General features: G+C 65.6%; 28 protein-coding genes. 10 read left to right on the forward strand and 18 right to left on the reverse strand.

All coding sequences use genetic code 11. The annotated features are described in order from the left end of the window. Nucleotides 1-57: 57 nt before the first annotated feature. The 3 genes from yaaA to GC146_RS16840 form a co-directional block, all read right to left on the reverse strand. Nucleotides 58-831, reverse strand: a complete 774-nt coding sequence (yaaA, locus tag GC146_RS16830) for a peroxide stress protein YaaA (RefSeq protein WP_291841257.1) — start codon at nt 829-831, stop codon at nt 58-60. A 51-nt stretch (nt 832-882) separates the two neighbouring features. Next, on the reverse strand, nt 883-2,919 hold the full coding sequence (recQ, locus tag GC146_RS16835) for a DNA helicase RecQ (protein WP_291841258.1): 2,037 nt from the start codon (nt 2,917-2,919) through the stop codon (nt 883-885). 85 nt (nt 2,920-3,004) lie between these two features. After that, the gene (locus GC146_RS16840; RefSeq protein WP_291841259.1) at nt 3,005-3,292 is read right to left on the reverse strand and encodes a YggT family protein; all 288 of its coding nucleotides are present in this window, start codon (nt 3,290-3,292) and stop codon (nt 3,005-3,007) included. 99 nt (nt 3,293-3,391) lie between these two features. Between GC146_RS16840 and GC146_RS16845 the strand changes: the two genes are divergently transcribed. The 7 genes from GC146_RS16845 (at nt 3,392) to GC146_RS16875 (ending at nt 9,362) form a co-directional block, all read left to right on the forward strand. Continuing rightward, nucleotides 3,392-3,928, forward strand: a complete 537-nt coding sequence (locus GC146_RS16845; RefSeq protein ID WP_291841260.1) for an acyl-CoA thioesterase — start codon at nt 3,392-3,394, stop codon at nt 3,926-3,928. 65 nt (nt 3,929-3,993) lie between these two features. Further along, nucleotides 3,994-5,376: an MFS transporter gene (locus tag GC146_RS16850; RefSeq protein ID WP_291841261.1), complete on the forward strand. Its 1,383-nt coding sequence runs from the start codon at nt 3,994-3,996 to the stop codon at nt 5,374-5,376. After that, nucleotides 5,358-6,296 carry a penicillin-insensitive murein endopeptidase gene (gene mepA / locus GC146_RS16855; protein ID WP_291841262.1) on the forward strand — a complete coding sequence of 313 codons (939 nt, stop codon included), beginning with the start codon at nt 5,358-5,360 and terminating at the stop codon, nt 6,294-6,296. Before GC146_RS16850 ends, mepA begins: the two co-directional genes overlap by 19 nt. Before the next feature lie 3 nt (nt 6,297-6,299). Then, complete coding sequence (locus GC146_RS16860; RefSeq protein WP_291841263.1) at nt 6,300-7,157, forward strand: esterase-like activity of phytase family protein; 858 nt, start codon at nt 6,300-6,302, stop codon at nt 7,155-7,157. A 78-nt stretch (nt 7,158-7,235) separates the two neighbouring features. Continuing rightward, nucleotides 7,236-7,865, forward strand: a complete 630-nt coding sequence (locus GC146_RS16865) for a queuosine precursor transporter (protein ID WP_291841264.1) — start codon at nt 7,236-7,238, stop codon at nt 7,863-7,865. A gap of 262 nt (nt 7,866-8,127) precedes the next feature. Beyond that, on the forward strand, nt 8,128-8,550 hold the full coding sequence (arfB, locus tag GC146_RS16870; protein WP_291841265.1) for an alternative ribosome rescue aminoacyl-tRNA hydrolase ArfB: 423 nt from the start codon (nt 8,128-8,130) through the stop codon (nt 8,548-8,550). Between the two features lie 335 nt (nt 8,551-8,885). After that, entirely contained in the window at nt 8,886-9,362 is a 477-nt protein-coding gene (locus GC146_RS16875) for a hypothetical protein (protein WP_291841266.1), read from the forward strand. Nucleotides 9,363-9,797: 435 nt separating this feature from the next. Here GC146_RS16875 and pncB read toward each other — a convergent pair whose 3' ends face one another. From pncB to GC146_RS16900, 5 genes are all read right to left on the reverse strand, one after another. Next, a complete protein-coding gene (pncB, locus tag GC146_RS16880; RefSeq protein ID WP_291841267.1) occupies nt 9,798-11,090 on the reverse strand; it encodes a nicotinate phosphoribosyltransferase in 1,293 nt (430 codons plus the stop codon). 57 nt (nt 11,091-11,147) lie between these two features. Continuing rightward, nucleotides 11,148-11,744, reverse strand: coding sequence for a bifunctional nicotinamidase/pyrazinamidase (gene pncA, locus GC146_RS16885; RefSeq protein ID WP_291841268.1), 597 nt, complete (start codon nt 11,742-11,744; stop codon nt 11,148-11,150). Between the two features lie 68 nt (nt 11,745-11,812). Beyond that, nucleotides 11,813-12,640, reverse strand: a complete 828-nt coding sequence (locus GC146_RS16890; protein ID WP_291841269.1) for a B12-binding domain-containing protein — start codon at nt 12,638-12,640, stop codon at nt 11,813-11,815. A gap of 177 nt (nt 12,641-12,817) precedes the next feature. Next, nucleotides 12,818-13,288, reverse strand: coding sequence for a lytic transglycosylase domain-containing protein (locus GC146_RS16895; RefSeq protein WP_291841270.1), 471 nt, complete (start codon nt 13,286-13,288; stop codon nt 12,818-12,820). Between the two features lie 94 nt (nt 13,289-13,382). Further along, nucleotides 13,383-14,750, reverse strand: coding sequence for a phosphomannomutase (locus GC146_RS16900; protein WP_291841271.1), 1,368 nt, complete (start codon nt 14,748-14,750; stop codon nt 13,383-13,385). Nucleotides 14,751-14,919: 169 nt separating this feature from the next. Here GC146_RS16900 and GC146_RS16905 point away from each other — a divergent pair, with 169 nt between their 5' ends. After that, nucleotides 14,920-15,975 (forward strand): DUF2793 domain-containing protein, encoded by a 1,056-nt coding sequence (locus GC146_RS16905; protein WP_291841272.1) that lies wholly within the window; start codon nt 14,920-14,922, stop codon nt 15,973-15,975. On the opposite strand, the gene GC146_RS16910 is transcribed toward GC146_RS16905, so the two are convergent. Further along, nucleotides 15,968-17,353, reverse strand: a complete 1,386-nt coding sequence (locus tag GC146_RS16910) for a serine hydrolase (protein WP_291841273.1) — start codon at nt 17,351-17,353, stop codon at nt 15,968-15,970. The genes GC146_RS16905 and GC146_RS16910 overlap by 8 nt on opposite strands. A gap of 158 nt (nt 17,354-17,511) precedes the next feature. Here GC146_RS16910 and GC146_RS16915 point away from each other — a divergent pair, with 158 nt between their 5' ends. Next, a complete protein-coding gene (locus GC146_RS16915) occupies nt 17,512-18,060 on the forward strand; it encodes a carboxymuconolactone decarboxylase family protein (protein ID WP_291841274.1) in 549 nt (182 codons plus the stop codon). Here GC146_RS16915 and GC146_RS16920 read toward each other — a convergent pair. From GC146_RS16920 to GC146_RS16940, 5 genes are all read right to left on the reverse strand, one after another. Further along, nucleotides 18,057-19,301 (reverse strand): MFS transporter, encoded by a 1,245-nt coding sequence (locus GC146_RS16920; RefSeq protein ID WP_291841275.1) that lies wholly within the window; start codon nt 19,299-19,301, stop codon nt 18,057-18,059. The two genes, GC146_RS16915 and GC146_RS16920, sit on opposite strands and share 4 nt — an antisense overlap. A 233-nt stretch (nt 19,302-19,534) precedes the next feature. Beyond that, the gene (locus GC146_RS16925) at nt 19,535-20,209 is read right to left on the reverse strand and encodes a hypothetical protein (protein WP_291841276.1); all 675 of its coding nucleotides are present in this window, start codon (nt 20,207-20,209) and stop codon (nt 19,535-19,537) included. Nucleotides 20,210-20,471: 262 nt separating this feature from the next. Beyond that, nucleotides 20,472-20,660, reverse strand: coding sequence for a hypothetical protein (locus GC146_RS16930; RefSeq protein WP_291841277.1), 189 nt, complete (start codon nt 20,658-20,660; stop codon nt 20,472-20,474). Between the two features lie 12 nt (nt 20,661-20,672). Beyond that, nucleotides 20,673-20,876, reverse strand: a complete 204-nt coding sequence (locus GC146_RS16935; RefSeq protein ID WP_291841278.1) for a hypothetical protein — start codon at nt 20,874-20,876, stop codon at nt 20,673-20,675. Between the two features lie 92 nt (nt 20,877-20,968). Then, nucleotides 20,969-22,012 carry a GlxA family transcriptional regulator gene (locus GC146_RS16940; protein WP_291841279.1) on the reverse strand — a complete coding sequence of 348 codons (1,044 nt, stop codon included), beginning with the start codon at nt 22,010-22,012 and terminating at the stop codon, nt 20,969-20,971. Nucleotides 22,013-22,131: 119 nt separating this feature from the next. On the opposite strand from GC146_RS16940, the gene GC146_RS16945 reads away from it, so the two are divergent. Beyond that, nucleotides 22,132-22,257, forward strand: coding sequence for a hypothetical protein (locus GC146_RS16945; protein ID WP_291841280.1), 126 nt, complete (start codon nt 22,132-22,134; stop codon nt 22,255-22,257). A 311-nt stretch (nt 22,258-22,568) separates the two neighbouring features. On the opposite strand, the gene GC146_RS16950 is transcribed toward GC146_RS16945, so the two are convergent. Genes GC146_RS16950 through GC146_RS16965 form a run of 4 tightly spaced genes read right to left on the reverse strand, consistent with a single transcriptional unit; the run spans nt 22,569 to nt 25,572 of the window. Further along, nucleotides 22,569-23,054, reverse strand: coding sequence for a VOC family protein (locus GC146_RS16950; protein ID WP_291841281.1), 486 nt, complete (start codon nt 23,052-23,054; stop codon nt 22,569-22,571). A gap of 41 nt (nt 23,055-23,095) precedes the next feature. Continuing rightward, complete coding sequence (locus GC146_RS16955; protein WP_291841282.1) at nt 23,096-23,818, reverse strand: DUF4386 domain-containing protein; 723 nt, start codon at nt 23,816-23,818, stop codon at nt 23,096-23,098. 27 nt (nt 23,819-23,845) lie between these two features. Beyond that, entirely contained in the window at nt 23,846-24,697 is an 852-nt protein-coding gene (locus tag GC146_RS16960) for an alpha/beta hydrolase (RefSeq protein ID WP_291841283.1), read from the reverse strand. Beyond that, nucleotides 24,694-25,572: an EamA family transporter gene (locus GC146_RS16965; protein WP_291841284.1), complete on the reverse strand. Its 879-nt coding sequence runs from the start codon at nt 25,570-25,572 to the stop codon at nt 24,694-24,696. The genes GC146_RS16960 and GC146_RS16965 overlap by 4 nt, the downstream gene beginning before the upstream one ends. Nucleotides 25,573-25,575 lie beyond the last annotated feature (3 nt).

Genomic DNA, 25,575 nt, shown 5'->3' on the forward strand with positions numbered 1-25,575 from the left:
TCACCGAAATGCGATCAGGGTGCCACGGGCAGACCCGCGCACGCAACGATTCGCCGTTCAACCTGCGGGATAATCCCGCAGGAAAACCGGACGCTCGGGCGTCGACTGGTCCGGGTCATAGGCATAGCCGCCGCTGCGGAACCCGGTCAGCGCGGCAGGATCTGTCAACCGGTTCTCGATGATGAAACGGGCCATCGCGCCACGCGCCCGCTTGGCAAAGAAGCTGACCATCCGCGCACGCCCGTCCTTCAGCTCCAAAAACTGCGGCGTGATCACCCGCAGCTTCAGCGCGGGCCGGTCGGCGGCGGCGAAATATTCCTGGCTAGCGCAGTTGACCAGCGTATCGGTGCCAAGGCTGGCCGCCTGCGCGCGCAGCGCCTTGGCAATCTGGTCGCCCCAATACTCGTAAAGCGAGGACCCGCGCCGGGTTTTCAACCGGCTGCCCATTTCCAGCCGGTAGGGCTGGATCGCGTCAAGCGGCCGCAATAGCCCGTAAAGCCCCGACAGGATGCGCAGGTGGTCCTGCGCCCAGCGCATGTCATCCGCCGACAGCGTCCGCGCCTCCAGCCCCTGATAGGTGTCACCGTTAAAGGCCAGCGCGGCCGGCTTTTCCCGCTCGGGCGAAGGGGTGTCTTCGAAGGCCCGAAAACGGTCGCGGTTGAGCCGGGCAAGATCGGGTGAAATATCCATCAACCCGCGCAGTTGCGTCAGCGTCAGCCCGCGCGCCGTGCGGGCCAGCCGGGCGGCATCGGCCTGCCATTCGGGCCGGGTTGCATCAATGTTGACCGGGTCAAGGTTCAATGACTTGGCCGGCGAAATGACGATCAGCATGGGCAACGCTCCCTTGGACTTGCGGCAAACCTAGCGGCGCGCGCGGCGGCCTCAACCCTCGCGCAGCACGTCCAGAAAGGCCGCGCCGAAACGGTCGGCATGGCGCGGGCCCAACAGGCGCGCCAGCGCGTCAGCATCGGGCACACGCAGTTGCGCGACCTTGGACAACTGGCTGGCCGAACAACTCATCGGCTTGTCGGTGCCGTCGGGGCCGCGCGCCAGCCGCGCCTGCGCCTCTTGCAGCCGGTCATAGACCGCGCCCTCGTCCCGCCCGGCCAGCTTGCGCCGATGGGGATGCATCGGCGCAGCCGCTTCGCCCGCGATGACCTCGAGAAACGCCGCGCCATAGCTTTCCAGCTTTTTCGCGCCAACACCGCCGATCCGCGCCATCTCGTCCAGGTTCCGGGGCCGCGCCTCGGCCATCTCGATCAGCGTGCGGTCGGTGAAAATGATGTAGGCAGGCACGCGGGCAGCTTCGGCCAAGGCGCGCCGCTTGGCCTTCAGCGCCGACAGAAGCGGTGCATCCTCGTCGCTGACCATCGCGCGCACGGCCGGGCCCGCCTTGGCAAGCCGCACGGTATCACGCCGAAGCGTTATCTGCGCCTCGCCCTTCAGGATCGGCAGCGCCTTGTCGGTCATGCGCAGCGCGCCGTGGCGCGCCGGGTCGGGGCGCAGCAGGTCATGCCCCATCATCTGGCGAAAGATCGCGGCCCATTGCCGCTTGTCATACTCCTTGCCGACGCCGAAGGTCGGCAGGCTGTCGTGCCCGCGCTCGCGCACCTTGTCGGTCATGGACCCAAGCAGGATATCGGTCAGGTGGCCCGCACCAAACCATTCCTCGGTCCGCAGCGCCGCTGACAGAGCCATCCGCACCGGCGTGGTCGCGTCAAACACCTCGGCCGGGCGGTCGCAAAGGTCGCAATTGCCGCAAGGTGCTGCCTCTTCCCCGAAATAGCGCAACAAGGTCACCCGGCGGCATTCCAGCGCCTCGGCCAGACCCAGCAGCGCGTTCAGCCGGACATGATCGGCCCCGCGGCGTTCCGGCGGGGCCAGCCCCTCGTCGATCTGCTGGCGGCGATAGCGGATGTCATCGGGGCCATAGAGCGTCAGGGTTTCCGCCGGCGCGCCGTCACGCCCCGCGCGGCCAATCTCCTGGTAGTAGGCCTCGATGGATTTCGGCAGGTCCGCATGGGCCACCCAGCGGATATCGGGCTTGTCGATCCCCATGCCGAACGCGACCGTTGCCGCCACGATCAGCCCGTCTTCCTGTTGGAACCGCGCCTCTGCCTCGCGCCGTGCCTCGGCCTCCATCCCACCATGATAATGCAGCGCGGCATGGCCCGCCTCGCGCAGCGCCTGCGCCAGCGTCTCAGTCTTGGCGCGCGTGCCGCAATAGACGATGCCGGACTGGCCCTTGCGGGCGGCGGCGAAGGACAGGATCTGCTGGCGCGGGCTGTCCTTTACCGCGAAGGCCAGATGGATGTTGGGCCGGTCAAAGCCGCGCAGGAAGATCGCGGGTGGCACCCCGTCGAACAGCTTCTGCACGATCTCATCGCGCGTCTCGGCATCCGCCGTGGCGGTGAAGGCGGCCAGCGGCACGTTCAGGAACCGCCGCAACTCGCCAATACGCAGATAATCGGGGCGGAAGTCGTGGCCCCATTGGCTGACGCAATGCGCCTCGTCCACCGCGATCAGGCTGACGCCCACGCGTTTGAGCATCTGCGGCACACCGCCCGCGGCCAGCCGTTCGGGCGCCATGTAGAGGAGTTTCAGCGTGCCTGCTTCCAGCCCGGCCCAGACGGCATCCGTCTCTTCGGCGGTGTTGCCCGATGTCAGCGCACCCGCCTCTACCCCGGCCTCGCGCAGGCCACGCACCTGGTCGCGCATCAGGGCGATCAGCGGCGAGATCACCACCGTCACGCCGTCACGAACCAGCGCGGGCAGCTGGAAGCAAAGGGATTTGCCGCCGCCCGTGGGCATGATCGCCAGCGTATTGCGGCCGGCCACAACCGCCTCGACAATCTCCTGCTGTCCGGGGCGATAGGCGTCAAAGCCAAAGACATCGCGCAAAAGCGAGGCGGCACTCATCGGGCGGTATCAAGCATGAAGGGGATCATCGTGGTTGACGATCCCATACCAGCGCTTGGGGAACAAGGGGCCTCAGCCCCCATATTCAGTAGAAAAAGGCGATGTTATTCATCAGCACGATGCGGATCACTTCGATCCCCAGCAGCGCCACGATGGGGCTAAGGTCGATCCCGCCCATGTTGGGCAGCACCCGGCGGATCGGGTTGTAGATCGGGTCCAGCATCCGCTGCAGCCCGTACCAGACCTGCGACACGAAAGGCTGGCGCACGTTAAGCACCTGAAAGCTGATCAGCCAGCTCATGATGAAATGGGCGAAGATGAAAAAGCGGGCGACGCCAAGTAACAGCATCAGGATCTGGAACAGCGATTGCATGCGCGCGGGGTCCTCTTTATTGCCACCAACGCAACTAGTCGCTGCAACGCGGCGCGGCAATCCCCAAGACGGGAAAAGCACTCGCAAAAGGGGGCAACCATGTATCCAGCGCCTCGCATGTTCTGGCAGCTGTTTCGTCATCGAAATGACCCGCCGGTCGGTCCGTTCGGCACCCATGTCAGCCAACACATCTGCTGGCCTTGGGACCTGGATGTGTGGATGGAACTCAACAACGGGTTCACCCTGACGCTTTATGACCTCGGGCGCATTCCACTGGCCTATCGCAACGGCGTTTATGCCGCGACCCGGCGGTTGGGCTATCGGCTGACCGTGGCGGGATCGACGGTCCGCTATCGCCGTCGGATTCAGGTGTTCGACCGGCTGACCATGAAAAGCCGCCTGTTGGGATGGGATGACAAGTTTCTCTACAACGAACAGTCGATGTGGGAACCGGACGGCGTCTGCGCCAATCACGTCGTGCTGCGCACCGCCATCGTGGGGCCGAATGGCATGGTGCCGCCCGCTGAACTGGCCCGCGAGATGGGCCATGACGGCCCTTCTCCCGCCTTGCCGCCCTTCGTGCAGGCGTGGTCGGCGGCAGAGGCGCAACGGCCGTGGCCACCGATGCAGGACTAGCGCAAGCATCGCTTGCCAGATGCCCGGCTTGCCTGTCTTATCGGCCGCAAAACGGGGGGACGGGAATGGCAATTTCCAAGGCCAGGCGGATCTGGGGCTGGATGTGTTTCGACTGGGCGCAACAGCCCTTCTACACGCTGGGCCTGACCTTCATCTTCGGCCCCTACTTCACCTCCGTCGCCACGCAGAAATTCGTGGCCGATGGCAGCGCGCAGAACGTCGCCGATGCCCATGCGCAAAGCCTCTGGGCCTCGGGCCAGACGGTGGCGGGGCTGGTCATCGCGCTGTCGGCGCCGTTTCTGGGGGCATGGGCCGACAGTTCGGGCCGCAAGATGCCGTGGATCGCCTTCTTCTCGATCATCTACGTGATCTGCACCTCGCTTCTTTGGGGGCTGACGCCGGACGGCGCCACGCTGACACTGGTGCTGGTGCTGTTCTACGTGGGCTTCATCGCCTCGGAATCGGCGCTGAACTTCACCAACGCGATCCTGCCATCGCTGGGCGACGACACCGAGATCGGGCGCATCTCCGGCTCGGGCTCGGCCTTCGGGTACTGGGGCGGGGTGGTGTCGCTTTTCATCATGCTGCTGCTTCTGGCCGAGAACGACAAGGGCGTGACCCTGTTGGGGATCAAACCCCTCTTCGGCCTTGACCCTGCGACGCGCGAAGGCACCCGCTCTGTCGGGCCGTTCATCGCGATCTGGTACGTGGTCTTCATGGTGCCGTTCTTCGCATGGGTGAAGGACGGCCCGCGCAAGGCGCGCGGCAGCGTCGGCGCGGCCACCGCATGGCGCGATCTGAAGGCGACGCTGGTCGGCGTCACCAAACGGCGCAGCCTGTTCTGGTTCCTGATCTCCTCGATGCTTTACCGCGACGCGCTTAACGCGGTCTATGCCTTCGGCGGCGTCTATGCCGGCCTCGTGCTGGGATGGAGCATCGTGCAGATCGGCGTTTTCGGCATCGTCGCGGCCATCGCAGCGGCCATCTTCACATGGGCCGGCGGGCTGATGGATCAGCGTCTGGGGCCCAAGCCGGTCATCACCGCCAGCGTGCTGATCCTGACGCTGGTCAGCATCATCATTGTCGGCATGTCGCGTACCCATCTCTTCGTGATGCCGCTGCCCGCGGGCTCATCGCTGCCCGACATCATCTTCTACATCTGCGGTGCGGCAATCGGCGGGGCGGGCGGATCTGTCTATGCCGCCAGCCGCACGATGATGGTGCGTCACACGCATCCCGACCGTCCGACCGAGGCGTTCGGCCTTTTCGCGCTGACGGGCAAGGCCACGGCCTTTCTTGCCCCTTTCTTCATCACGCTGTTCACCTGGGTCACCGCCAGCAACCAGTTGGGCTTCCTGCCGGTCATCTTCCTTTTCCTGATCGGGCTTTGGATGCTACGCTGGGTCAACAAGGACGGGGACCGGGCAGAATGGGGCGCTTTGCAGTAGTTTTGGCGGTATTCGGCCTGCTGGCCGGGTGCCACGGGACCGCGACCACGGCTGACGAGGAAGGCGGCGTTGCTGCCGCCGCCGTCTCGACTCAATCGGCCAACGATCATCGGATCGCCAAGCAGGTTTTCGGTGCGCTTGCCACGCCCAGCGCCGGCACGCCCTCGCCCATCGGCAGCTACGCGCGCGGCTGTCAGGCCGGCGCCGTGCAACTGCCCGAAACCGGGCCGACGTGGCAGGCGATGCGGCTAAGCCGCAACCGCAACTGGGCGCAGCCCGAAACCATCAGCTTTCTCGAAGACCTGTCGGCCTATGCCGCCACCCTGCCCGGCTGGAACGGCCTTTATATCGGCGACATGTCGCAGCCGCGTGGCGGCCCGATGCTGACGGGCCACGCCAGCCACCAGGTGGGCCTTGACGCCGATGTCTGGCTGCTGCCGCCGGACCGTCTCAACCTGACCCGGGCCGAGCGCGAGGCGATCTCTTCGATCAACCTGCAACGCGCGGGCGGCGCCTACGTCAATTCCAACTGGACACCCGAGGTGATGGCGCTGCTCCGGCACGCCGCCGAGGACCCGCGCGTGGCGCGCATCTTCATCTTCCCCGGCGCCAAGGTGCAGATGTGCAAGGACGCGACCGGCGACCGCAGCTGGCTGAACAAGATCCGGCCCTGGTACGGGCACAACACGCATTTCCATGTCCGTTTGCTGTGTCCCCCCGGCGCGACCAACTGCGTGCCGCAGGCCCCGCCGCCGCCGGGCGATGGCTGCGCTGACGCCGAGAAATGGGTGGCCGACATTCTGCATCCGCCGCCGCCGCGCCCGCGCGACCCCAATGCGCCGCCACCGCCGCCACCGCGCGGCCCGCTGCAGATGGCGGAATTGCCCGGACAATGCGAAGCAGTGGCGCAGGCGAACTGAACCATGCTGAAACCCTTGCTGACAGCCCTGGCCCTCTGGGCCGGCCCAGCGCATGCACTGCAAGCGACGCTTGTAGGTGTGTTTCCGTGGCACGAACCGTCGGTGCATTTCGGGGGTCTTTCGGGGCTGGAACTGACCGCCGACGGCAACGCGTTTTACGCGCTCAGTGACCGGGGCTGGCTGTTCGCCGGCAAACTCATCCGGACGAACGGGGTGATCACTGGCGCGTCCGACATCACCCAGGCCCCGTTGCTTGACGCCAACGGCCGCCGCCTTGGCCCCGGCATGACCGACAGCGAGGGGCTGGCGCTGGCCCCTGATGGCAGCCTCTACATTTCTTTCGAAGGGGGCGCGCGGGTCTGGCATTACCGCCATGCCGGAGGTGCCGCGACACCGCTGCCCGATCACCCCGACTTCGCAAAGATGGAAAGGAATGCCTCGCTCGAAGGACTGGCGATCGGGCCCGATGGCACGCTTTATACCTTCCCCGAACGCTCGGGCCGCGTGGACAGACCGTTCAACCTATACCGCTTTGCGCATGGCCGCTGGACCGTGCCGTTTGCCATCCCGCGCCGCCCGCCCTTCCTGATTTCCGGCGCCGATATCGGCCCCGACGGCAAGCTTTACGTGCTGGAGCGCGACTATGCCGGCCTTGGCTTTCGTACCCGCGTGCGTCGCTTCAACCTTGACGGCAGCGGCGAGGAGACGCTGCTGCAAACCCCGGTGGGAGAGTTCGACAATCTGGAGGGGCTGTCGGTATGGCGCGACGGCACCGGGGCGATCCGGCTGACGATGGTCTCGGACGACAACTTTCTGTTCCTGCAACAGACGCAACTGGTGGAATACCGCGTCAGCGATTGACGCGGGCCGGCCCCGGCGGTAAGGCGCGCTGCCCTATCGGGGCCAAGTCGCCGCACCCTTGCCAAAACGGACACTGACATGAAAACCCTTCTTCCCGGCGTGGCCGCGATGGCCGTGATCGTCGTGACCTCCAACATCCTCGTGCAATTCCTGCTGTTCGGCGGGATCCTGACATGGGGCGCCTTCACCTATCCCTTCGCCTTCCTCGTCACCGACATCATGAACCGCGTCTATGGCGCGAAGGCCGCGCGCCGCGTGGTCTATGCCGGCACGCTGACCGGCATCATCTGCAGCCTGATCGGCACGCAGGTGATGCTGGACTTTGGCCCGGCGGTGGTGCTGCGCGTCGCGCTTGGCTCGGCCACGGCGTTCTTCGTGGCACAACTGATGGATGTGGCGGTGTTCAACCGGCTGCGGGCAGGCTCGTGGTGGCGCGCGCCGCTGGTCTCGACACTGGTCAGCTCCACACTCGATACCGTCACCTTCTTCTCCATCGCCTTCTCGGCCACGTTCAACATCTTCGGCGCGCAGGCCGATGGCGCGGTGGCCTGGGCGCAAGGCCCTGCGCCGTTCATGACCATCGGCCCCGATGCGCCGCTCTGGCTGTCGCTGGCGCTGGCCGACTTCTCGGTCAAGCTGGCGATCGCGATCTTTGCGCTGGTGCCGTTCCGCATCATTGTTGGGCGTTTGCTGCAACGCCCGGCGTGAAATCGAGGGCTGGTAGAAATTGTCTTGACCTGCACCAGATATGTGCGACGCTCAGGGTGTCTGAAACCCATGAAAGGAGGTGATCCAGTGTCTAAAGAGGTATTGGAGAAGTGTGTCGGGACAGCCTGGAGGATGATCAGCTAGGGCAGCCCTTGGCTGACTTCAAATCCCGGGTTGGCGCGATCTAACCGACGCCACCTCCTGCATTCTCGTCAAGGGCCGCCCATTTCTCGGGCGGCCCTTTTCGCGTAAAAGGCGAGCCATGTTGCGCATCAACGATCATATCACCCTTCAGGACTGGGAACTGACCGAACAGTTCGTGCGCGCCAGCGGGCCGGGCGGGCAGAACGTAAACAAGGTGTCAACGGCGGTGGAACTGCGGTTCGAGGCCGAACGCTCGCCCTCGCTGCCCGACCCTGTCAAGCGGCGGCTGAAACGGCTGGCCGGCAGCCGCTGGACCACCGACGGGGCGGTGGTGATCTTCGTGCAGGACACAAGGCACCAGGCCCGCAACCGCGAGATCGCCCGCGAAAGGCTGGCCGAACTGGTGCGGGCGGCGACCGTGGCGCCGAAACGCCGCGTGGCCACGAAACCGACCTGGGGATCGGTCAAACGCCGGCTGGCGGGCAAGAAGGTGCGGGGGGAAGTGAAGGCGCTGAGGGGGAAGGTGGAGGGGGAGGAGTGAGGGGCGTCCCCGTGGGGAAGGGTGGTGGGTCGGTGATTTTGTTTGGCTTTTTCGTTAACGGGTGGTGAAGAGTGGTGCGAGCGCTTCGCGGAATATCGCCAAGTTTCGGCATAATCTTGGCTGTAAACGCCCTTCAGAAAGATCACGGTTAAAGGGGTTATTGTCGCAGCTTCGATAGATCTCTGTTGATCAGGGGTTCAGTTGCCCTGCGCCAACCCACAAGTCAGTGCCCCCGCCTGGGAACGTCCCGCAGCACTAACGATGCTATCCGGCGCGACCCCTTGCCGTTCGCCGCAAACGCTGTTATCCTGACGAGGCGATTCGGGGAGACTGTCATGAAACGTGAGGCTTGGGTCAAAATGATTGATAAGCGGGTTGCCGAGTTTAGAGCCGCCCTAACGGAGGCCTATCTCCTTGGGCAGTCAGATGCGAAGGCGGAGATGCTCGCACTTCTCTCCGGCAGGACCTCAGGTCTCGCTACGACACACAACGATTTGTCACCCGAGTCTCCGGCTCCTACTATTGCTGGGCATGAGTACGACGAGGACGACGACGAAACATCCGAGACCGTCGGTGGCCGTAAACGGGCGCCGAAAGGTTTGCCGCGCGCTCTTACAGATCGCGTGCTTAGCGAACGAAATGATGTTGGCTCGTCGCCCCAAGACATCTTAGAAGCCGCTCAAACGGACTACGAGAGGATGATTAAGGTTTCTACAATTCGGGGCGAACTGCGCAAAGGCCTCGAAGATGGCCGTTACACGGAGCGGAACGGACTCTGGTATATCGACTCAGATGATGATGCGTCGCTATAACTGACCATGGCGTGTTCACGGCGCGAAGACAGAAAGGATCGTTATGAAGATAATAGCATCGCCCTCTCGGTAGTCCTGCCCCGCAAGTGCGGACCGACGAGGGAGAAAAAGAAAGCCGACCCCTTAGGGATCGGCTTTCGTGGTAGGATTTAACCGCGAACACTAGGTTGATAGCAAAATCCAGCCGAACAACTGACGTATGCCAGAATCCGGTGTTCGCTTCAACTGTAAACCTTCCAAAGGAGCGATGGCCTATGGGTAAACACCCCGTACCGCCAGCACCTCCCGGTAAGAGGTACGTCTTTCGCCCATGGCGGACGTGTCCAAAAACCGGTCAGAGGCTGTACGCACGCACGTATGGAAAACGTGCGTGGCCGATCTTGATCGACGAATAAGCCGGTTCACGCGGGCGGCTATCTCGAATAGCCGCCCGCACTAAACCACAACCTCCCGCGCCACCTGCTGCCCCACCCCGAACACGCGCTTGTAACGTGCAATCTCCTCCACCGGTCCCATCGCCTTGTTGGGGTTGTCGCTGAGTTTCACGGTGGGGCGGCCGTTGGCGGCCACGGCCTTGCAGACAAGGCTGAAGGGGGCCAGCGTGTCGCCCGGCGTCAGGCCGGTAAAGTCGTTGGTCAGCAGCGTGCCCCAGCCGAAGCTGACCTTCACCCGACCGGCGAAGCGGGCCGAAAGTTCGGCGATCTTCTCGACATCCAGCCCGTCGGAGAAGATGACCAGCTTTTGCCGCGGGTCCTCGCCCCGGTCGCGCCACCAGCGGATCGCGGTTTCCGCGCCCTCGGCCGGGTCACCGCTGTCGATGCGGATGCCGGTCCAGGCGGCCAGCCAGTCGGGCGCGTGTTCCAGAAACCCCGGCGTGCCGTAGGTATCGGGCAGGATGATGCGCAGGTTGCCCTCATGCTCTTCCTGCCAGTCCTGCAGCACCGTGTAGGGCGCCTGCCGCAGCGCCGCGTCATCCTTGGCCAGCGCGGCATAAACCATCGGCAGTTCATGCGCATTGGTGCCGATCGCCTCCATGTCGCGGTTCTTGGCGATCAGGCAATTCGAGGTGCCGGTAAAGGCCGCGCCCAGCCCTTCGTGCAGGGCCTGCACGCACCAGTCCTGCCAGAGGAACGAATGCCGCCGCCGGGTGCCGAAATCGGCCAGCTTCAGCTCTGGCACGGCGCGCAGCCGTTCGACCTTCTCCCATAGCTTCGTCATCGCCCGGGCATAAAGGACCTGCAGCTCGAACCGCCGCATGTCGCGCAGCACCGCGCGGCTGCGCAGCTCCATCAGCACGGCGAGCGCCGGGATTTCCCACAGCATCACCTCGTGCCACTTGCCCTCGAACGTCAGCTCGTACTGGCCGTCGCGTTTTTCCAGCTGGTAGGGCGGCAGGCGCAGGTTTTCGAACCACTCCATGAAATCGGGGCGGAACATCTGCCGCTTGCCATAGAAGGTGTTGCCGCGCAGCCATGTGCTTTCGCCGCGGGTCAGCGACAGGGTGCGGATATGGTCCAGTTGCTCGCGCAGTTCGCCCTCGTCGATCAGCTCGGCCAGCCGGACATGGCTGGCGCGGTTGATCAGGCTGAAGGTGACGGTCGTGTCGGGCTTGTTGCGAAAGACCGACTGGCACATCAGCAGCTTGTAGAAATCGGTGTCGATCAGCGACCGGACGATCGGGTCGATCTTCCACTTGTGGTTCCAGACGCGGGTGGCGATATCGACCATGGGCGGGCTCCTTCCAGAACCGCGGTTAGAGCAAGGTCGCGCCGGGCTGGCAAGGCCTCAGGCCATCTGCACGCCTGCCGCCTGCATCCCCTTCATCGCCGCGGCCAGCGACCCGTCAAGATCAATCGCGCGGGCCAGATCGGTGCGCAGCGTGGTGGCAAAGCCCAGCCGCGCGGAATCGAGCGCCGAGTAGTTCACGCAGTAATCGGTCGCCAGCCCGACAAGCGTCAGCGCGTCGATCCCGCGCGTGCGCAGGTAGCCCTCCAGCCCGGTGGGCGTGGTGCGATCATTCTCGAAGAACGCCGAGTAGCTGTCGATCGCAGGGTTCATACCCTTGCGGATGATCAGATCGGCGCGGGTGGTGTTCAGGCCGGGGTGAAAGGCCGCGCCGGGGCTGCCCTGCACGCAGTGGTCGGGCCACAGCGTCTGCGGGCCATAGGGCATCTGCATTTCGGAAAAGGGCACCGCGCCGGGATGGCTGGACGCGAAAGAGGAATGGTGCGCCGGGTGCCAATCCTGCGTCAGCAGAACCACCCCGAAATCGGGCATCAGCGCGTTGATCCCCTGCACGATCTGGTCACCCTCGGCCACCGCCAGCGCGCCGCCGGGGCAGAAATCCACCTGCATGTCGATGACGAGAAGGGCAGCGGTCATTGTGGTCTCCGGTCCGTAGGCTTTGCCTGCGCAGCATAACGGCCGGGGCCAGGAACGGAAAGGTCGCCTCAGTCGGGCGCGGCCAGTTGCGCAAGCCGCGCCAGTTCTGCAAGGGCGGTCGGCACATCGGGGGCCAGCGCATCGGGCGACAGCGTACGCACCACGTCCGGTGACGTTTCAATGATTTGTCCCGAGACGAGGATCAGCCGTTTCGGATTGTCGATCCGCATCGCGACCATCAGCTGCGCCAGCGGCACCGCCGAATGTTGTCCACTGCATGACAGGCCCACCACGGCATCAGGATCGGCCGCCAGTTCCGACAGCAATGCATTATGTCCCAGTCCAACCTTCAGCGAAATGTCCCAGCCCTGCCGCCGGAACAGGTCGGCCGCCATGCTGACACCCAGCAAATGGTCTTCACCCGGGACCGAGCAGAAGATGGCCCGCCGCTGTCGAATGCCCGCGACCGGGGCGAAATGCGGCCGCAGCCCGCGCATGATGGCGTAGATGCGCCCGGCGGCCAGCGTCACGTCGAGAAAGGACACCCGGTCTTCTTCCCACCACGTGCCCAGCCGCTGCGCCGACCGCGCAAGATAGCCAAGATAGATCAGTTCCGGCGGCGCACCACGGTCAAGCAGGTCCTCGATATGCCGCGCCGAGGACCGGGCATCGACCGCGATCAGCAGATCGCACAGGTGGTCGATGTCGCCATCGGACGGCAAAGGCAGTGTTTCGGGCAGCGCGGCAGTGCGTTCGATCAGCCGCGTGACCACCTCGAGAGCGAGGCGACGAACGGCATCCTCGGGCAGTTTCTGACGCAGTTGCTGAATTCCGTTATCGGCTTCCTCGAAAGCCTCGGAATCGAATTGCGCTGAACTTCGATCCAGTGACGGCATGATCCGTGTCCCCCTCCGGCGCGGCTCTGTCGAAAGCTGTCCTGGCTCTTTGCGGCCGGTCCACCCCAGGGTGCCATGCTGGCGCGACTCTGGCGGTTCGCTCAGCTTACTCCAGTCAAAGTGTAAATCAAGCGTTACACTTTCGTGAAATTCCAATGGCCTGGCGCGCGGGGCATTTCAAGCGGCGCGCAGGCCCGTTTCAACCAGCAGGCCAAGCCGCTTTGCTTCGTAGTAGTAGCCACGTGCATACCAGCCGACAGCAGCCGATTCGTCACCGTTGGCGACGATCCACGCACCGCGAAGGTAGCGGCCCGCATATTTCAGATTCGTCTCGGCATCGAGCAGTCCCGAGGGCGGGCCCTCGTAGCCCATCGTGCGCGCGGTCTGCGGCAAGATCTGCATCAGCCCGTAATAGGGCCCGTTGCGCGCGGCCGGATTGTAGCTGCTTTCGCGCTGGATCACCCGGTGAAACAGGCTGCGCGGCACGCCGTAAGCATCGGCATACCTGTTGATCAACAACCGCAATTGCGGCGTCTCGCCGGGATGAAGCGCGGTGGTATCTGGCGCCGCCTCGACCGGCCGGCGGGCACAGGCGGCGGTGGCGGAAAGGACCAGCGCCAGCATGGCTCGACGGGTGAGGGCAGTCATCGGGCAAGCTCCGCAAGGATGTCCAGCCCCCGTGATAGCAAACCCGGCCCTATCCCGGAACGGGGCGCAGGGCGTTTAGGCGCGGGCCCGCCGATCAGGCCCCGATCAGCGCCTTGATCCGCTCAACGCCCTCGGCCACCCGCGCGGCATCGCCCCGCGCCTCGACGTTCAGGCGCAGCAGCGGTTCGGTGTTGGACCGGCGCAGGTTGAACCGCCAATCGGCAAAGCTCAGCCCCACGCCGTCGGTATCGTCGCGCGCCACCGCCTCTGGTCCCAGCGCCGCAATCACCCGGTCCACGGCCGCGCCCGGATCGGGCAGGCGGAAATTGATCTCGCCCGAAGAGGGGAAGGCCGCCATCCGCGCCTCGACAAGCTCGGCAAGGGCTGCGCCGCTGCGCCCCATCAATTCGACGATAAGAAGCCAGGGGATCATCCCGCTGTCGCAGGCCATGAAATCGCGGAAATAGTGATGCGCCGACATCTCGCCGCCATAGATCGCCCCGGTATCGCGCATCGCGTGTTTCAGGAAGGCATGGCCGGTGCGCGTCTGCACGGCCCGGCCCCCGGCGGCCGCCACCACGTCCTGCGTGTTCCAGATGATGCGCGGATCGTGAACGATGCTCGCCCCCGGCTCCTTGGCAAGAAACGCCTCGGCCAGAAGGCCCACGACGTATTCGCCCGGAATGAACCGCCCGGCCGCGTCGAAGAAGAAGCACCTGTCGAAATCGCCATCCCAGGCGATGCCGATGTCCGCCCCGGCGGCGCGCACCGCCTCGGCCGTGGCCGGCTGGTTCTCGGGCAAGAGCGGGTTGGGAATGCCGTTGGGAAAGCTGCCGTCAGGCTCGTGATGCATCCGCACGAAGCTTAGCGGCGCACCGGTGGCGGCCAGCGCCTCGGCGATGGCATCGAACGTCGGGCCGGCGGCACCATTGCCGGCATTGACCAGCACGGTCAGCGGCCGCAACGCCGCGACATCGACGAAGGACATCACCCGCGCGACGTAGGCCTCGCGCGCGCCCACGGCCGGGGCCCGCACCCCGCCGGGGCGGGAGGCGCCGAAATCGTCCGCCTCGGCCAGCGCGCGCACCTGCGCCATGCCCGTGGCGGGATCCAGCGGGGCCGACCCCTGCCGCACCATCTTCATCCCGTTGTAATCCATTGGGTTGTGCGAGGCCGTCACCTCGATCCCGCCATCGGCCTCGAAATGGGTCGTGGCGAAATACATCTCCTCGGTACCGCACAGGCCAAGGTCCAGCACCTCGACACCTTCGCGCATCAGCCCCTCGGCCACCGCATCGCTAAGCGCCACCGACGAGGCGCGGCAATCGCGACCCAGAACCACGCGCCGCGCCTCCAGCCCGCGCGCGAAGGCCCGCCCGATCCGGCCGGCAATACCTTCGTCAAGGTCGTGGCCCAGACGGCCGCGAATATCGTAGGCGGTAAAACAGGAAAGCGATGTCATCGGCGGCGTTCTCTTGGCAGGTGGCGTACCGCATTCCTCAGACCATGCCACGCCGCGCGCGGTCAACCGCCGATCACCCGTTGCGCGGGCCGCCGCACGGCGCATTGCCGCCCGGTTAACGCGCCGCGCCTAGTTTTCCGCCCCGAACGCCCAGCCGCCGGAGTGCCCAATGAGCCAGACCTCTGCCAACCTCTCGCTGCCCTACATCCAGCCCGCACAGGCGCAAAAGCACGTCACGCATAACGAGGCGTTGCGGCTGCTGGACATCCTTGTGCAGATGGCCGTCAGCGCGCGCGATCTGGCCACCCCGCCTGCCACGCCGACCGAAGGCGACCGCTACATCGTGGCCTCCGGCGCGACGGGCGACTGGGCGGGGCAGGACGATGCCATCGCATGGTTCGAGACCGGCGCGTGGCAGTTCGTGGCGCCGCGCCCCGGCTGGCAGGCCCGCGTCCTGTCCGAGCAGATTACCCTGACCTTCGGCGCTGCCGGCTGGTCCGACAACGCCGGGCGGCTGAGCACGGCCGAGCTTGGCGTGAACGCCACGCCCGACGCCACCAACCGCCTGACCGTCGCGGCCGAGGCCAGCCTGTTCAACCACCTCGGCGGGGGCCACCAGCTCAAGATCAACAAGGGGGCGGCGGGCGACGATGCGGCACTGGTTCTGCAAAGCGGCTTTTCCACCCGCGCGCTGACCGGGCTGCTGGCCGACGACGACTATGTCATCAAGGTCTCGCCCGATGGTGCCAGTTTTGCCGAGGCGTTGCGCATCGAGGCGGCGACGGGCCTGGTGCGGATGCCACGCAACGAGGCGCGGCAGGGTGTGCCGGTACTGATCGGCACGCTGGCCACAACGGGCAGCGGCGGGGTGCGGCGGTTCAACGTCCGGCTCGACGGGCTGGACCTGTCGCAGGATGCCGTCTACCGGGTCGAGGTGCTGGGCCATGCCCGCGGCGCCGGTCAGGCGATCGACCTTGTCTTCGTCGGCGCCAATGACCCCGGCGCGCCCGGCACCCCGGTCGCCGCGCAGGCGATCGACCGGAGCGGCAACGCGCTGGCCCTCGGCACGACGATGACCACCACCGCCCTCTACCTCTGGTTCGAGGTGGACGAGGCCGGGCTGACTGCCGCGGTCACCGGCGCGCGCATGGACGCGGGCGGCGGGTTTGACACCAGCGCAGGGATAACGCTGGTGCAGACGGGCGTAGGCGTGGAGGTCAGCTAGGGGCTAGCGCCTTGAGGATGGCCGCCACCAGTGGCTGCGGCTTGTAATCAAGGCGCCCGGGCGTCAGCCCCATTCGCACCACCACCGCGTTGGCCGAGGGGATGATGGTAACGGTCTGCCCGTCATGCCCTTCCATCCAGTAGGCATCGTCAGGAATACCCGCCGCCACGTCTGCGCCGGGGGTAAAGCCGCTCGATGGGCCGTCCATCCACATCATCCCCTGCCCATAGCCCGGCTCGGCTTTCGAAGGCGTGTGCATCAGCCGCGCGAATTCCGGCGACAGCACCTGCTGCCCGTCCCACGCGCCGTCCTGCAACAGCATCAGGCCGAAACGCGCCCAGTCGCGCGGCGTAGCGTATAGATATGACCCGCCCACAAAGGTGCCCGCCTCGTCGGTCTCCAGTACCGCGCTGCCCATGCCCAGCGGATCAAACAGCGCCTTGCGCGGCCATGCCAGCGCGGTCGCCGTGTCGCCCAGCGCGTTCTGCCAGATCCGCGACATCAGAACGGCCGTGCCGGTCGAATAGCTGTAATGCGTCCCCGGCGGATGATCGAGCGCCTGACTGGCCACGAAGCCTGCCATGTCAGGTTCCAGAAACAGCATCCGGGTGACATCCGAGACGTCGCCGTAATCCTCGTTGAAATGCAGGCCCGATGACATCGACATCAGGTCTGCGACGGTGATCTTCGCCCTGTCATCGGCCGCCCACTGCGGCAACAGATGATCCTGATCCATCTGCAGCTTACCCGAGTCGACCAATGTGCCAACCAGCGCCGCGGTGACGGTCTTGGTCATCGACCAGCCAAGCTGCGGCGTGCTGGCGTCGAAACCCGGTGCATAGCGTTCCGCCACGATCCGGCCGTTCTGCACCACCACGATCCCGCGCATCCCCGGCCCGGCCAGCTGGTCGTCGGCCAGTATGGCTGCCAGCGCGTCATGCCCGCTCAGGTCCACCCCCTCGCCCGCGGGCCAAAGCGCCGTGCTGGTCGAAGGGCCGGGCGCGGGCGGCGCGGTCTGGTCGCGCACGCGGGCATCCTTGCCATCAGGGGCCAGCGCGCAGCCGAGGCCAGGACGCAACACGGCATCAACCGGAGCGATGAACCGCAAAAAGCCTGAATGGACCAGCCCCTGCGCCCTGTCAGTTGCCAGGGCATACCCTTTGAGCAGCGGGTTACCGGGCGCCTGCACGTCACGCTCCAACACCTGCGCCGGGTCACGCCCTGCGATCAGGGCTGCCGAACAGGTGATCTTGGCGCTGTATCCGGCACCGACCCGCAGCAATTCGGGCGGCGACATGACTAGGTACAGATACCCCGCCGCCAAGCCGACGACGATCAGCATCAACAATCGGCCCAGCCACTTCCCGAACGTCTGCATCGCGCCCTCCCCTGCAGTCCTTCGCGTGCAGTCTTGGCCCGCACGACGCGCTTCGCCAAGCCCCCGAATGTGAAAACCCTGCGTCCAACCTCAACAAGCGCCGCAAACCGCTTGCACCACGGCGGACCATCGGGTTGCTGGCACAAAAGGAGACGAACATGACCGCATCCCCCTGCCTGCCGCTTGGCGACAGCGACTGGCCCACCGAGATTGCCGACCTGCGTGACAGATTTGCCGGGGCGCTGAATGTCTACCGCACGATGGCGCACCATCCTGCGCTGTTGCGGGCATGGGCACCGCTGCGTCAGCACATCGTAAAGGACAGCGCGCTCGGCCCTGAACGGTCCGAGGTGGTGATCCTGCGCGCGGCTTATCGCATGGGATCGGAATACGAATGGCTCCATCACGTCGGCCGCGCCCGCAAACTCGGCTTTGCCGAAGCGCGCATCGCCGCTTTGGCCGGGCACCCGGCGGGCGAGGACGGGCTGATCGCTGGGGCGGTGGACGCCCTCTTTGACCTGCGCCGCCTGCCCGAAGCGCTGGAGGCCGAACTGGCCGCGGCCATCGGTCGGCACGCGGTGATCGACCTCATCGCAACGGTCGGGTTCTACTCGGTGCTGGGCTACCTGCTGATGACCTACGACACGCCGATCGACGCCGATGTCACGGCTGAAATGGCAATTGCGCCGCCGCCCGCCCTGGGCTAGGCCAGCCCCTCACCGGCTCGCGCGGCGATACGGCGCGCCACTGTGGCAAGGATCAGCGAGGCGATGGCGCACCACGCCGCCATCCCCAGCATCTGCACTGGCAAGCCGATGCCAAGATCTATCAGCACGCCGGTAATTCCCGGCCCCAGTGCCGTCGACAGCACCATTGATGCCACGATGATCGCCCGGATCCCGCCAAGGTTGGCCAACCCATAGACCTCGGGCCAGAGCGCGCCCATCAACGTGCCGGTGAATCCAGAGCTGACACCCAGCAGCAGCATGAAAACATAGACCCCCCAGACCGGCGTGACCAAGGCGAGCGTCAGCGCCGCCAGACCAAGCGGGATCAGGATGAAGGGCAACAGCCGCAAAGACCCGTACCGGTCGATCAGCCCGCCACTGACAAATCCGAATATCACCGTCGCCGCCGACATAACCGGGAACGAGGCCGCGAAGGCCAGCGGCGAATACCCACGCAACTCGGTCAGATAGCCTTGGTGGAAAAAGATCGTGGTCCCGATGAACGGCGGCGCCAGCAGGCCCGCCAGCAACAGGTAGAGAACCGGGTCGCGCAGCACCTCCGCCCGCGTCCAGTCTCGCACCATGGGCCGGGCGCGGGCGGTGACATCAGCGGTGTTGGGCAACCGTTCGACCCGCATCAGCGTGACGATCAGCGGCAGACCCACGAGGACCAGCACCAGCGCCGACAACTGCCAGGCCCGGTGCCAGTCACCGCTGGCCGCGTCGATCAGCACAACGATGATCGGCAGCACGGCGGTGCCCGCAGGCTGGCCCGGCACGATGATCGCCATTGCCCGGCCGCGATTGGCAACAAACCAGCGGCCGATCTCTGTATAGGCGATCTCGGTCATCATGCCCTGCCCGAACAGCCGCAGAATGTAGAGCGCAAGTGCAAGCACCGCGACATTGGGCGCCTGCGTGATCAGCACGCAGCCAGCTGCCAGCAGCGGCATGGTAAAGCTCGCCACCTTCCAACCCGGCATCAGGTCCAGCGTGCGGCCCATGAACGGCAACGAGGCCGCGCTGGCCAGCGTCGCCAGCATGTAAAGCGCCCCGAACGCGCCGCCCGAGAGGTGATACGTCTCGCGCAGCGCATTGCCCGACAGCCCAATGAAGAACGTCTGCCCGAAGGACGAAAACAGCGTCAGCAGAAAGCCCGCGACCAGCCAGCGCGCGTTCTCGACAAGAAAGGCAATGTTCTGGGAAAATGCGCGCGACATGGCCCCCTTAGACGCCAACTGCCCGGCACTGACAAGCGCAACGCGGACTCTGCGGGCGACCGGGGCCATGATGGAGAAAGCTGGAGACTGCCAAGGCCACCACGAACGCAAAATGCGCCCCACCGGGGCGCAAAAGCTTGTGTCCGTGATGCCGAGCAGGTCAGCGCAAGCACAAAAGGCGAAGACCGACGGCGCAGGGCAGGCCGAGCGAATGCGCTTGAGTACGGGGCGGATCAAGAGCCTTCTGGCACGGGTTCAGCGCGGGCCAAGAGCAGAATTGCCCCCACGGCGAGGAACCAGACAATCGCACCTAGGCCGAACACAGAGCCCGCAGTTTCGCCGAGTGCCGGAACGACAGTGAGCAAACCGCCAAGGCCCGTCAGCAGGCCAAGTGCGTTGACGATGCGCGGCAAGCGACCGGCAATTCCTGTAGCAACGCTGACGCAAGCGATCCAGACGCCACCGGCGATCTCGTTGCCGCCGCCGAGGCCCAGTTCCACGTGGTGCAGCATGAACCACAGGTCGGCCGCCGCTTGTGGATCGGTCGGATAGATATGGGCCGCTTGCTCTACCGCCACATTGGCGATCATGCCCGCGCCGAGGACCAATGCCGCCCAGATCAATCCGATTGCTTGGGTGACGGCCGCCCAGCTTGGCAGGGATACCAATTGTGCGGCAAAGACGACGACGAGAACGCTCAGCGCCAACGCATTCACCACGTAGATCACCGTATTCCATACGATCATCACCCCAGGGCGTGCATCAATGAACGCGGTGACGGCGTCGGGGTCGATCCCGGCGGTGCCGTAGCCCAGCGGGGCAAGCAGCGTCACCAGAAGGGCAAAGCCGAACAGGTACGTGCCGGCACAAGTCAGAGCGGCAAGGCCGCCGATACGAGTAAAGGTCATTTGAGGTCTCCCAGGTCATTGGATTGTGAAAAAGTCGCCGATTGCCGGACCAGCCCCTTGCAATGGTCTGCAAGGTGGTGCGTTCCGCAGTCCACGTCGCAATAGCTCGGCCCGTCTGCCTGACGGGTGACGCGGAGAGCCGATTGTGAAACGCCCCAACAGCGCGCCGCGGGCCAGCACGATCTGCCGTGCCGTCTGCAGAACAGCAAAGGCAGCACAGCAAATGGCAAGCGTCGCGGCTGTCATCTGTTTCCCTCCAGTCTCAGCGGAATGACCGATGTGCCAGCGCGTGAAGCGTGATGCGCGACGGCAGTGTCTGCGGGCTGTCCTCAGGCAAACCGACATCGCGGTGCAGGTGCGCCGTCGGTGGCAAAGGCGCGGCGCCGCGCCCGGTCAGCAGGCCAAAGAGCGCGTCGAAGCGATGGCGGCGCTGATGCAGAATGTCATTCATGGCCGATCCCTCTCAGCAGACGACCGGGTGGTCGCATTCGTGCAGGCACCCGGTGACGATAATTTCATGCCGTTGACGTCCATTCACGGCGCCGGTGATGCCTGCGGCCAGAACACCGGCAAGGGCACAATCGAGAATGGGAATGTTGCCGGCGCCGCTCTCGGCGCAGGTCGTCAGGTCTTCGGCCGCGCCGAGCAGGAAAAGCGGGGGAGTCATTGCACTGGTTCCTTGCGATCTGAATAAAGAGAGCCAGCGACCGGACATGGTCCGGACGGGATGCGGGTATGGTAAGGAGGAAAGGGCTTGGCCTAGCAGGGGCCGTCCCGGATCTGATCGGCCCTCTCATGAATGCCGCGGAAGCGGTCGCGATATTCGGACGCCGATATGCCGAGGTGACGCTGGAAGGCCCGGCGCATGCGCTCGGCGTTCTGGAAGCCCGCGTCGCGAGCAACCTGTTCGATGCCTTGCGGCCTTGTTTCCAGAGCGACCCGTGCGGCCTGAACCCGAGCGGTCTCGACATAGGACGCGGGCGTCATGCCGGTTTCGTCCTTGAAGCGGCGGGCGAAGGTGCGTTCGGAGAGACCCGCCCGCGCGGCGAGTGCTGTGACGGTAAGCGCGTCGCCCGGGTTGGCGAGGATGAATTCGAGCGTGGCATTGATCGCCGGGTCGTCGGCAGCCTGCGCCACCAGGTGCGCGCTGAACTGCGACTGCCCGCCCGGACGCATCATGTACATCACGTTGTAACGCGCCACCTGCAGCGCCACGTCATGGCCCCAGTCTGTCTCGACCAGCGCAAGGGCCAGGTCCATGCCCGCCGTCACGCCAGCGGACGTCCAGATGTTGCCGTCCCGCACAAAGATGGCGTCCCGTTCTACCCGGACCTTCGGATAGCGCTTCTCGAGGATCGGGCACCACCACCAGTGTGTACTGGCGCGCCGACCGTCGAGCAGACCAATCTCGGCCAGGATCATCGCGCCCGTACAAATCGAGACCACGCGGTCTGCCCGCGCCGCAGCCTCGCGCACGAAGTCCAGAAGGGCCCTGTCCTCGAGCGCCGCCATCGTTCCATGGCCGCCGCTGACAATCAGCGTGTCGATGGGAGAGGTGTCGCGCATCGCGTCGGCAAAACCGGTGTTGGCCGTCAGGCAAAGGCCGGAGGTCGTCGGCACCGGTCCGGCCTCTGCGGCAACCAGCTTGACGTTGTAGGGCGCGGGACCTTCGGCCAGGAAGTATTTCGCGCCGGTCAGCACCTCCAGTGGGCCGACCACGTCGAGGATATGGGCATCCGGGTAGGTGACCATGACGACATTGCGCCCGCGGGTCCCTGTCCGATATGTCGTTTTGCGTTCCATGGTCAGACACTACGCCGATCTGCCCGCTGACCGTTAGGACAAAGACCCCTCGATTTCCGCCATCCGGGCTTCGGTATCGGGTCAATGCCCTGCAGCGTGATGGGCAGGCTGATATCTCGATGGACACCGCCGCGGGATCGGCCGCGGAGGGTAAGGCGCTCCTGCATGGACTTCACATCGAGCCGGATCGCACCCGGGATCGGAAGAAGATGATCCCGGCCGTCACCTGCCATGACATCCTGTAACGGATGGCTGCTGAGATCGACGCGACCGCTATGTCAGAACGCACCGGCGATGAAACTTCGAACATCTGCCAAGCGCGCAGTGAGCGGGGCGTCCTCCGTGTTGGGACCTGCCGGGCCCGGCCCCAAGCCGGGCGGCCAAGGAGGACTTCCCTTATGCGATCTTTCCGCACAGCAGGTGCTGAGTCGGAGTTTCGGACAACATCGTTTTGGCTCCCTCATGGCGGATCGAAGGCTTGCAAGATTTGCGCCTGGCGGGACCTGATCCCAAGCAGCGCCGTGACAGATCATCCCGACGCAGGCCGCGCCCCGGCTCAACCGCTTGTCGCCTTAGGTGCCACCCCCGCTGGCGCGACCCAGCCCGGATCCTTGGCAACCAGTTCGACGGTATTGCCGTCGGGATCGAAGGTGAAGACACCGCGCCAGCCCACCCAATCGAATGTCTCGACATGGTATTCCAGGCCGCGCGTCTCATACCACGCGATGACGGCCGCCTGCTCGTCCCAGGGCAGGCTGAGCGCGAGGTGATGCAACGACGAGCCCGGACCGGTCGCGGGCGGCACCTCGCCTGCCCGCGTCCGGCCCGCGGCCTCGATGTCGTAACGAAACAGCGCCAGCACCGAGGTATGGCCGCCAAAGCCCTCGGCGATGCGAAGGAACACGATGCGGCCGTTACCCGGATCGTTGAGCGGTTCAAGCCCGATGACATCGCGATAGAAGGCGACCATCGCGTCAAGATTGATGCACCGGATGGCGATTTCGCCAAGGGCGCGGACAGTGAAACCACGTTGATCCATCATGATTCTCCCGTTTGCATTCCGTCGGATCGGGTCCGGTGCCGTCAGGCCCGGCGACGACGCCACCTGCCAAACACGCCGCCGATCTTACCTGCGGACAACAGCCACAGGCAAAAGGCGGTTTCGGTGGTCGCAGTCAACCCATAGGCGGGGGCGAAGGCGGGCCGCAGATCCGGGGCGAAGAACCGCAGCGCGCTGCCGACAAGGTAAACGACGCCCGCCGCGGCAATCCCGGCACCGAAGGCCCTGTTGATGAACGGCGCACGCCAGATCAGCGCGCCGGTCATCAGGCTGTTGAGGCCGAAGAACACCAGGCCAAGATCGTAGCCATGACCATGCAGGTTGAGAAACAGCGCGCTGATCGCCGCGGCCTGCCCGGAGGCAAACGCCGCGATATCCTGCCCGCCGGTCAGCAAGAGCACCGCCGCCTGCAGGTTAATCAGGCTGGCTGCGATGATCACCGACTGGACAAGCCGAAAGACCATGGCCGCCAGCGCCAAAGTGGGAGCAACCGGGCGGAACAGCACGAACAGCAGGACGGCAAGCCCGGCATCGGCCAGCGCCATGACCAGATCGAAGGCGATGGACAGCCGGAACCGTCCAAGCGACGCCAGGATCGCCTCGGCCGTGCCGGCGGCATCCCCGAGGTTGATCAGCGGGCCGCGCAACGCCACTTCGGCGCTGATCCCGCACAGGATGATGATGAGATAAAGCAGCCCGGCGGCGCGGGCGACGGTGCGTTCGGTATCCTTGCGTTGCAGGTGCATGGGCCTGGTCCTTTCAGCAATGCCGGGTCAGTCGCGCAGGAAGGCGATGACGGTTTGGGTGAACAGCGGGGTCAGCGGGGCGGCGAGGTGATCGGCCCCGGGGATCGGGACGAACGTGAAATCGTCGAGGACCGTGCCCAGCCGCGCGACGTTTTCGCGCTCTGGATCGTCGCCCCCCGCAAGCCCCAGCACAGGAACATCAATCGCGAAAAGCTCGGCGGCGGTCAGCCCGATCAACGCGTGCATCCCGCCTGCTGCCGCCGCCAACGGGGCGGCATCCTGGCCGGGCGAAATGCCATGATCGGTCAACATGGCGAAACCAGCCAGCATGTCGGCCTCGGTTGTTCCGGCCGGGTCCGGGGCCATCGCCGCCATGAAATCGCCAAAGGTCGCGGCATCGCCCAAAGCCGCGGAGATGGCGCCGTAGGTCTGCACCTCGGCCTCGCTCGACCAGCCGGACCCGCCGACGACAAGCGAGCGGACGCGCTCGGGATGCGTCACGGCCAGTTTCAGCGCGGTTTCGGCACCCATCGAGTAGCCGACGACATGCGCCGCCGCGACACCGCGCGCATCCATGAGGCGGATCACGTCCTCGACCAGCGGCATGCCGTAGGCCCCTGCATCCAGCGGCTTGCCGCTGGCACCGTGGCCGCGGGCATCGAAGCTGATGGTGCGAAAGCCATCGAGCGGCATCAGCCCGCTGCTTTTCCACAGCGTCGACGACCCGGCGAAGGCGTGCAGCAGGATGACCGTGGGCCCGGCCCCTTCGTCGGTGAAATGCAGCGCAACGCCGTCGGAGACAATGATGCCGTCTTCGGCGCGCGTGGTCAGCGGCAGGGCGTAAAGCGCCGCGGCGGCAAGGAGGAAAATCGGTTTCATGGTAATACCTTTCTGTTTCTGAAACGTTGGGGGAAATTGGCGGCCTGGCCGAGCCAGACCGAGGCGAGAAGAATGGCTGCGCCGAATGACTGTTGTGGCGTCAGGGCCTGATCCAGCCAGAGCCAGCCAAGCAGGACCGCGGTCAGCGGGCTCATCAGGCCCAGCATCGAGACCGCACCCGGCTCAATCCGGGCGACACCGCGAAACCAGAGCCAGTAGGTCGCAGCCGCGCCGATCAGTCCCAGCCAGGCAAGTCCCGCCAGGTTGACAGCGGTCAGGGCCGGCAGTGCCGGTTCGAAGACGAGGGCCGCGGGCAACAGCAGCAGGCCCCCTGCCGTCAATTGCCAGGCGGTAAAGGTCAGCGCCGGAACCGGGGGCTGCCATCTGCGAGACAGCACCGTGCCCAGCGCCATCGACACCGCACCGCCAAAGCCGGCCGCGATGCCGACCGGATCAAGCGCTGCGCCGGGGCCAAGGACCAGCAGCGCCACCCCGCCGATGCCCGCAAGCGCGGCCAGGACCGCGGCCGGGCGGATGCCGGTCCCCAGCAGGACCCGCGACAGGCCCAGCACCATCAACGTCTGCGTCGCGCCCAGCGTGGCCGCGACACCGCCCGGAAGTCGGTAGGCCGCGACGAACAACAGCGACCAGAAGATCGCGAAATTGAGCGCGCCAAGCAGGAAGACGCGGCCGATCCATTCCCGCGGGGGCAGCATGCGGGTGACGGCCAGCAGCAGCAGCCCCGCCGGCAACGCCCTGAGAGCCGCCAGCGTGATCGGATGGCCCGCGGGCAGCGCCTGGGTCGTGACAAGATAGGTGCTGCCCCAGACCGCCGGGGCGAGCGCGGTGAGAAGAATATCGGTGGTGCGTGACATCGC

The sequence above is a fragment of the Limimaricola sp. genome (genome assembly GCF_016125575.1).
Lineage (GTDB): Bacteria > Pseudomonadota > Alphaproteobacteria > Rhodobacterales > Rhodobacteraceae > WGLM01.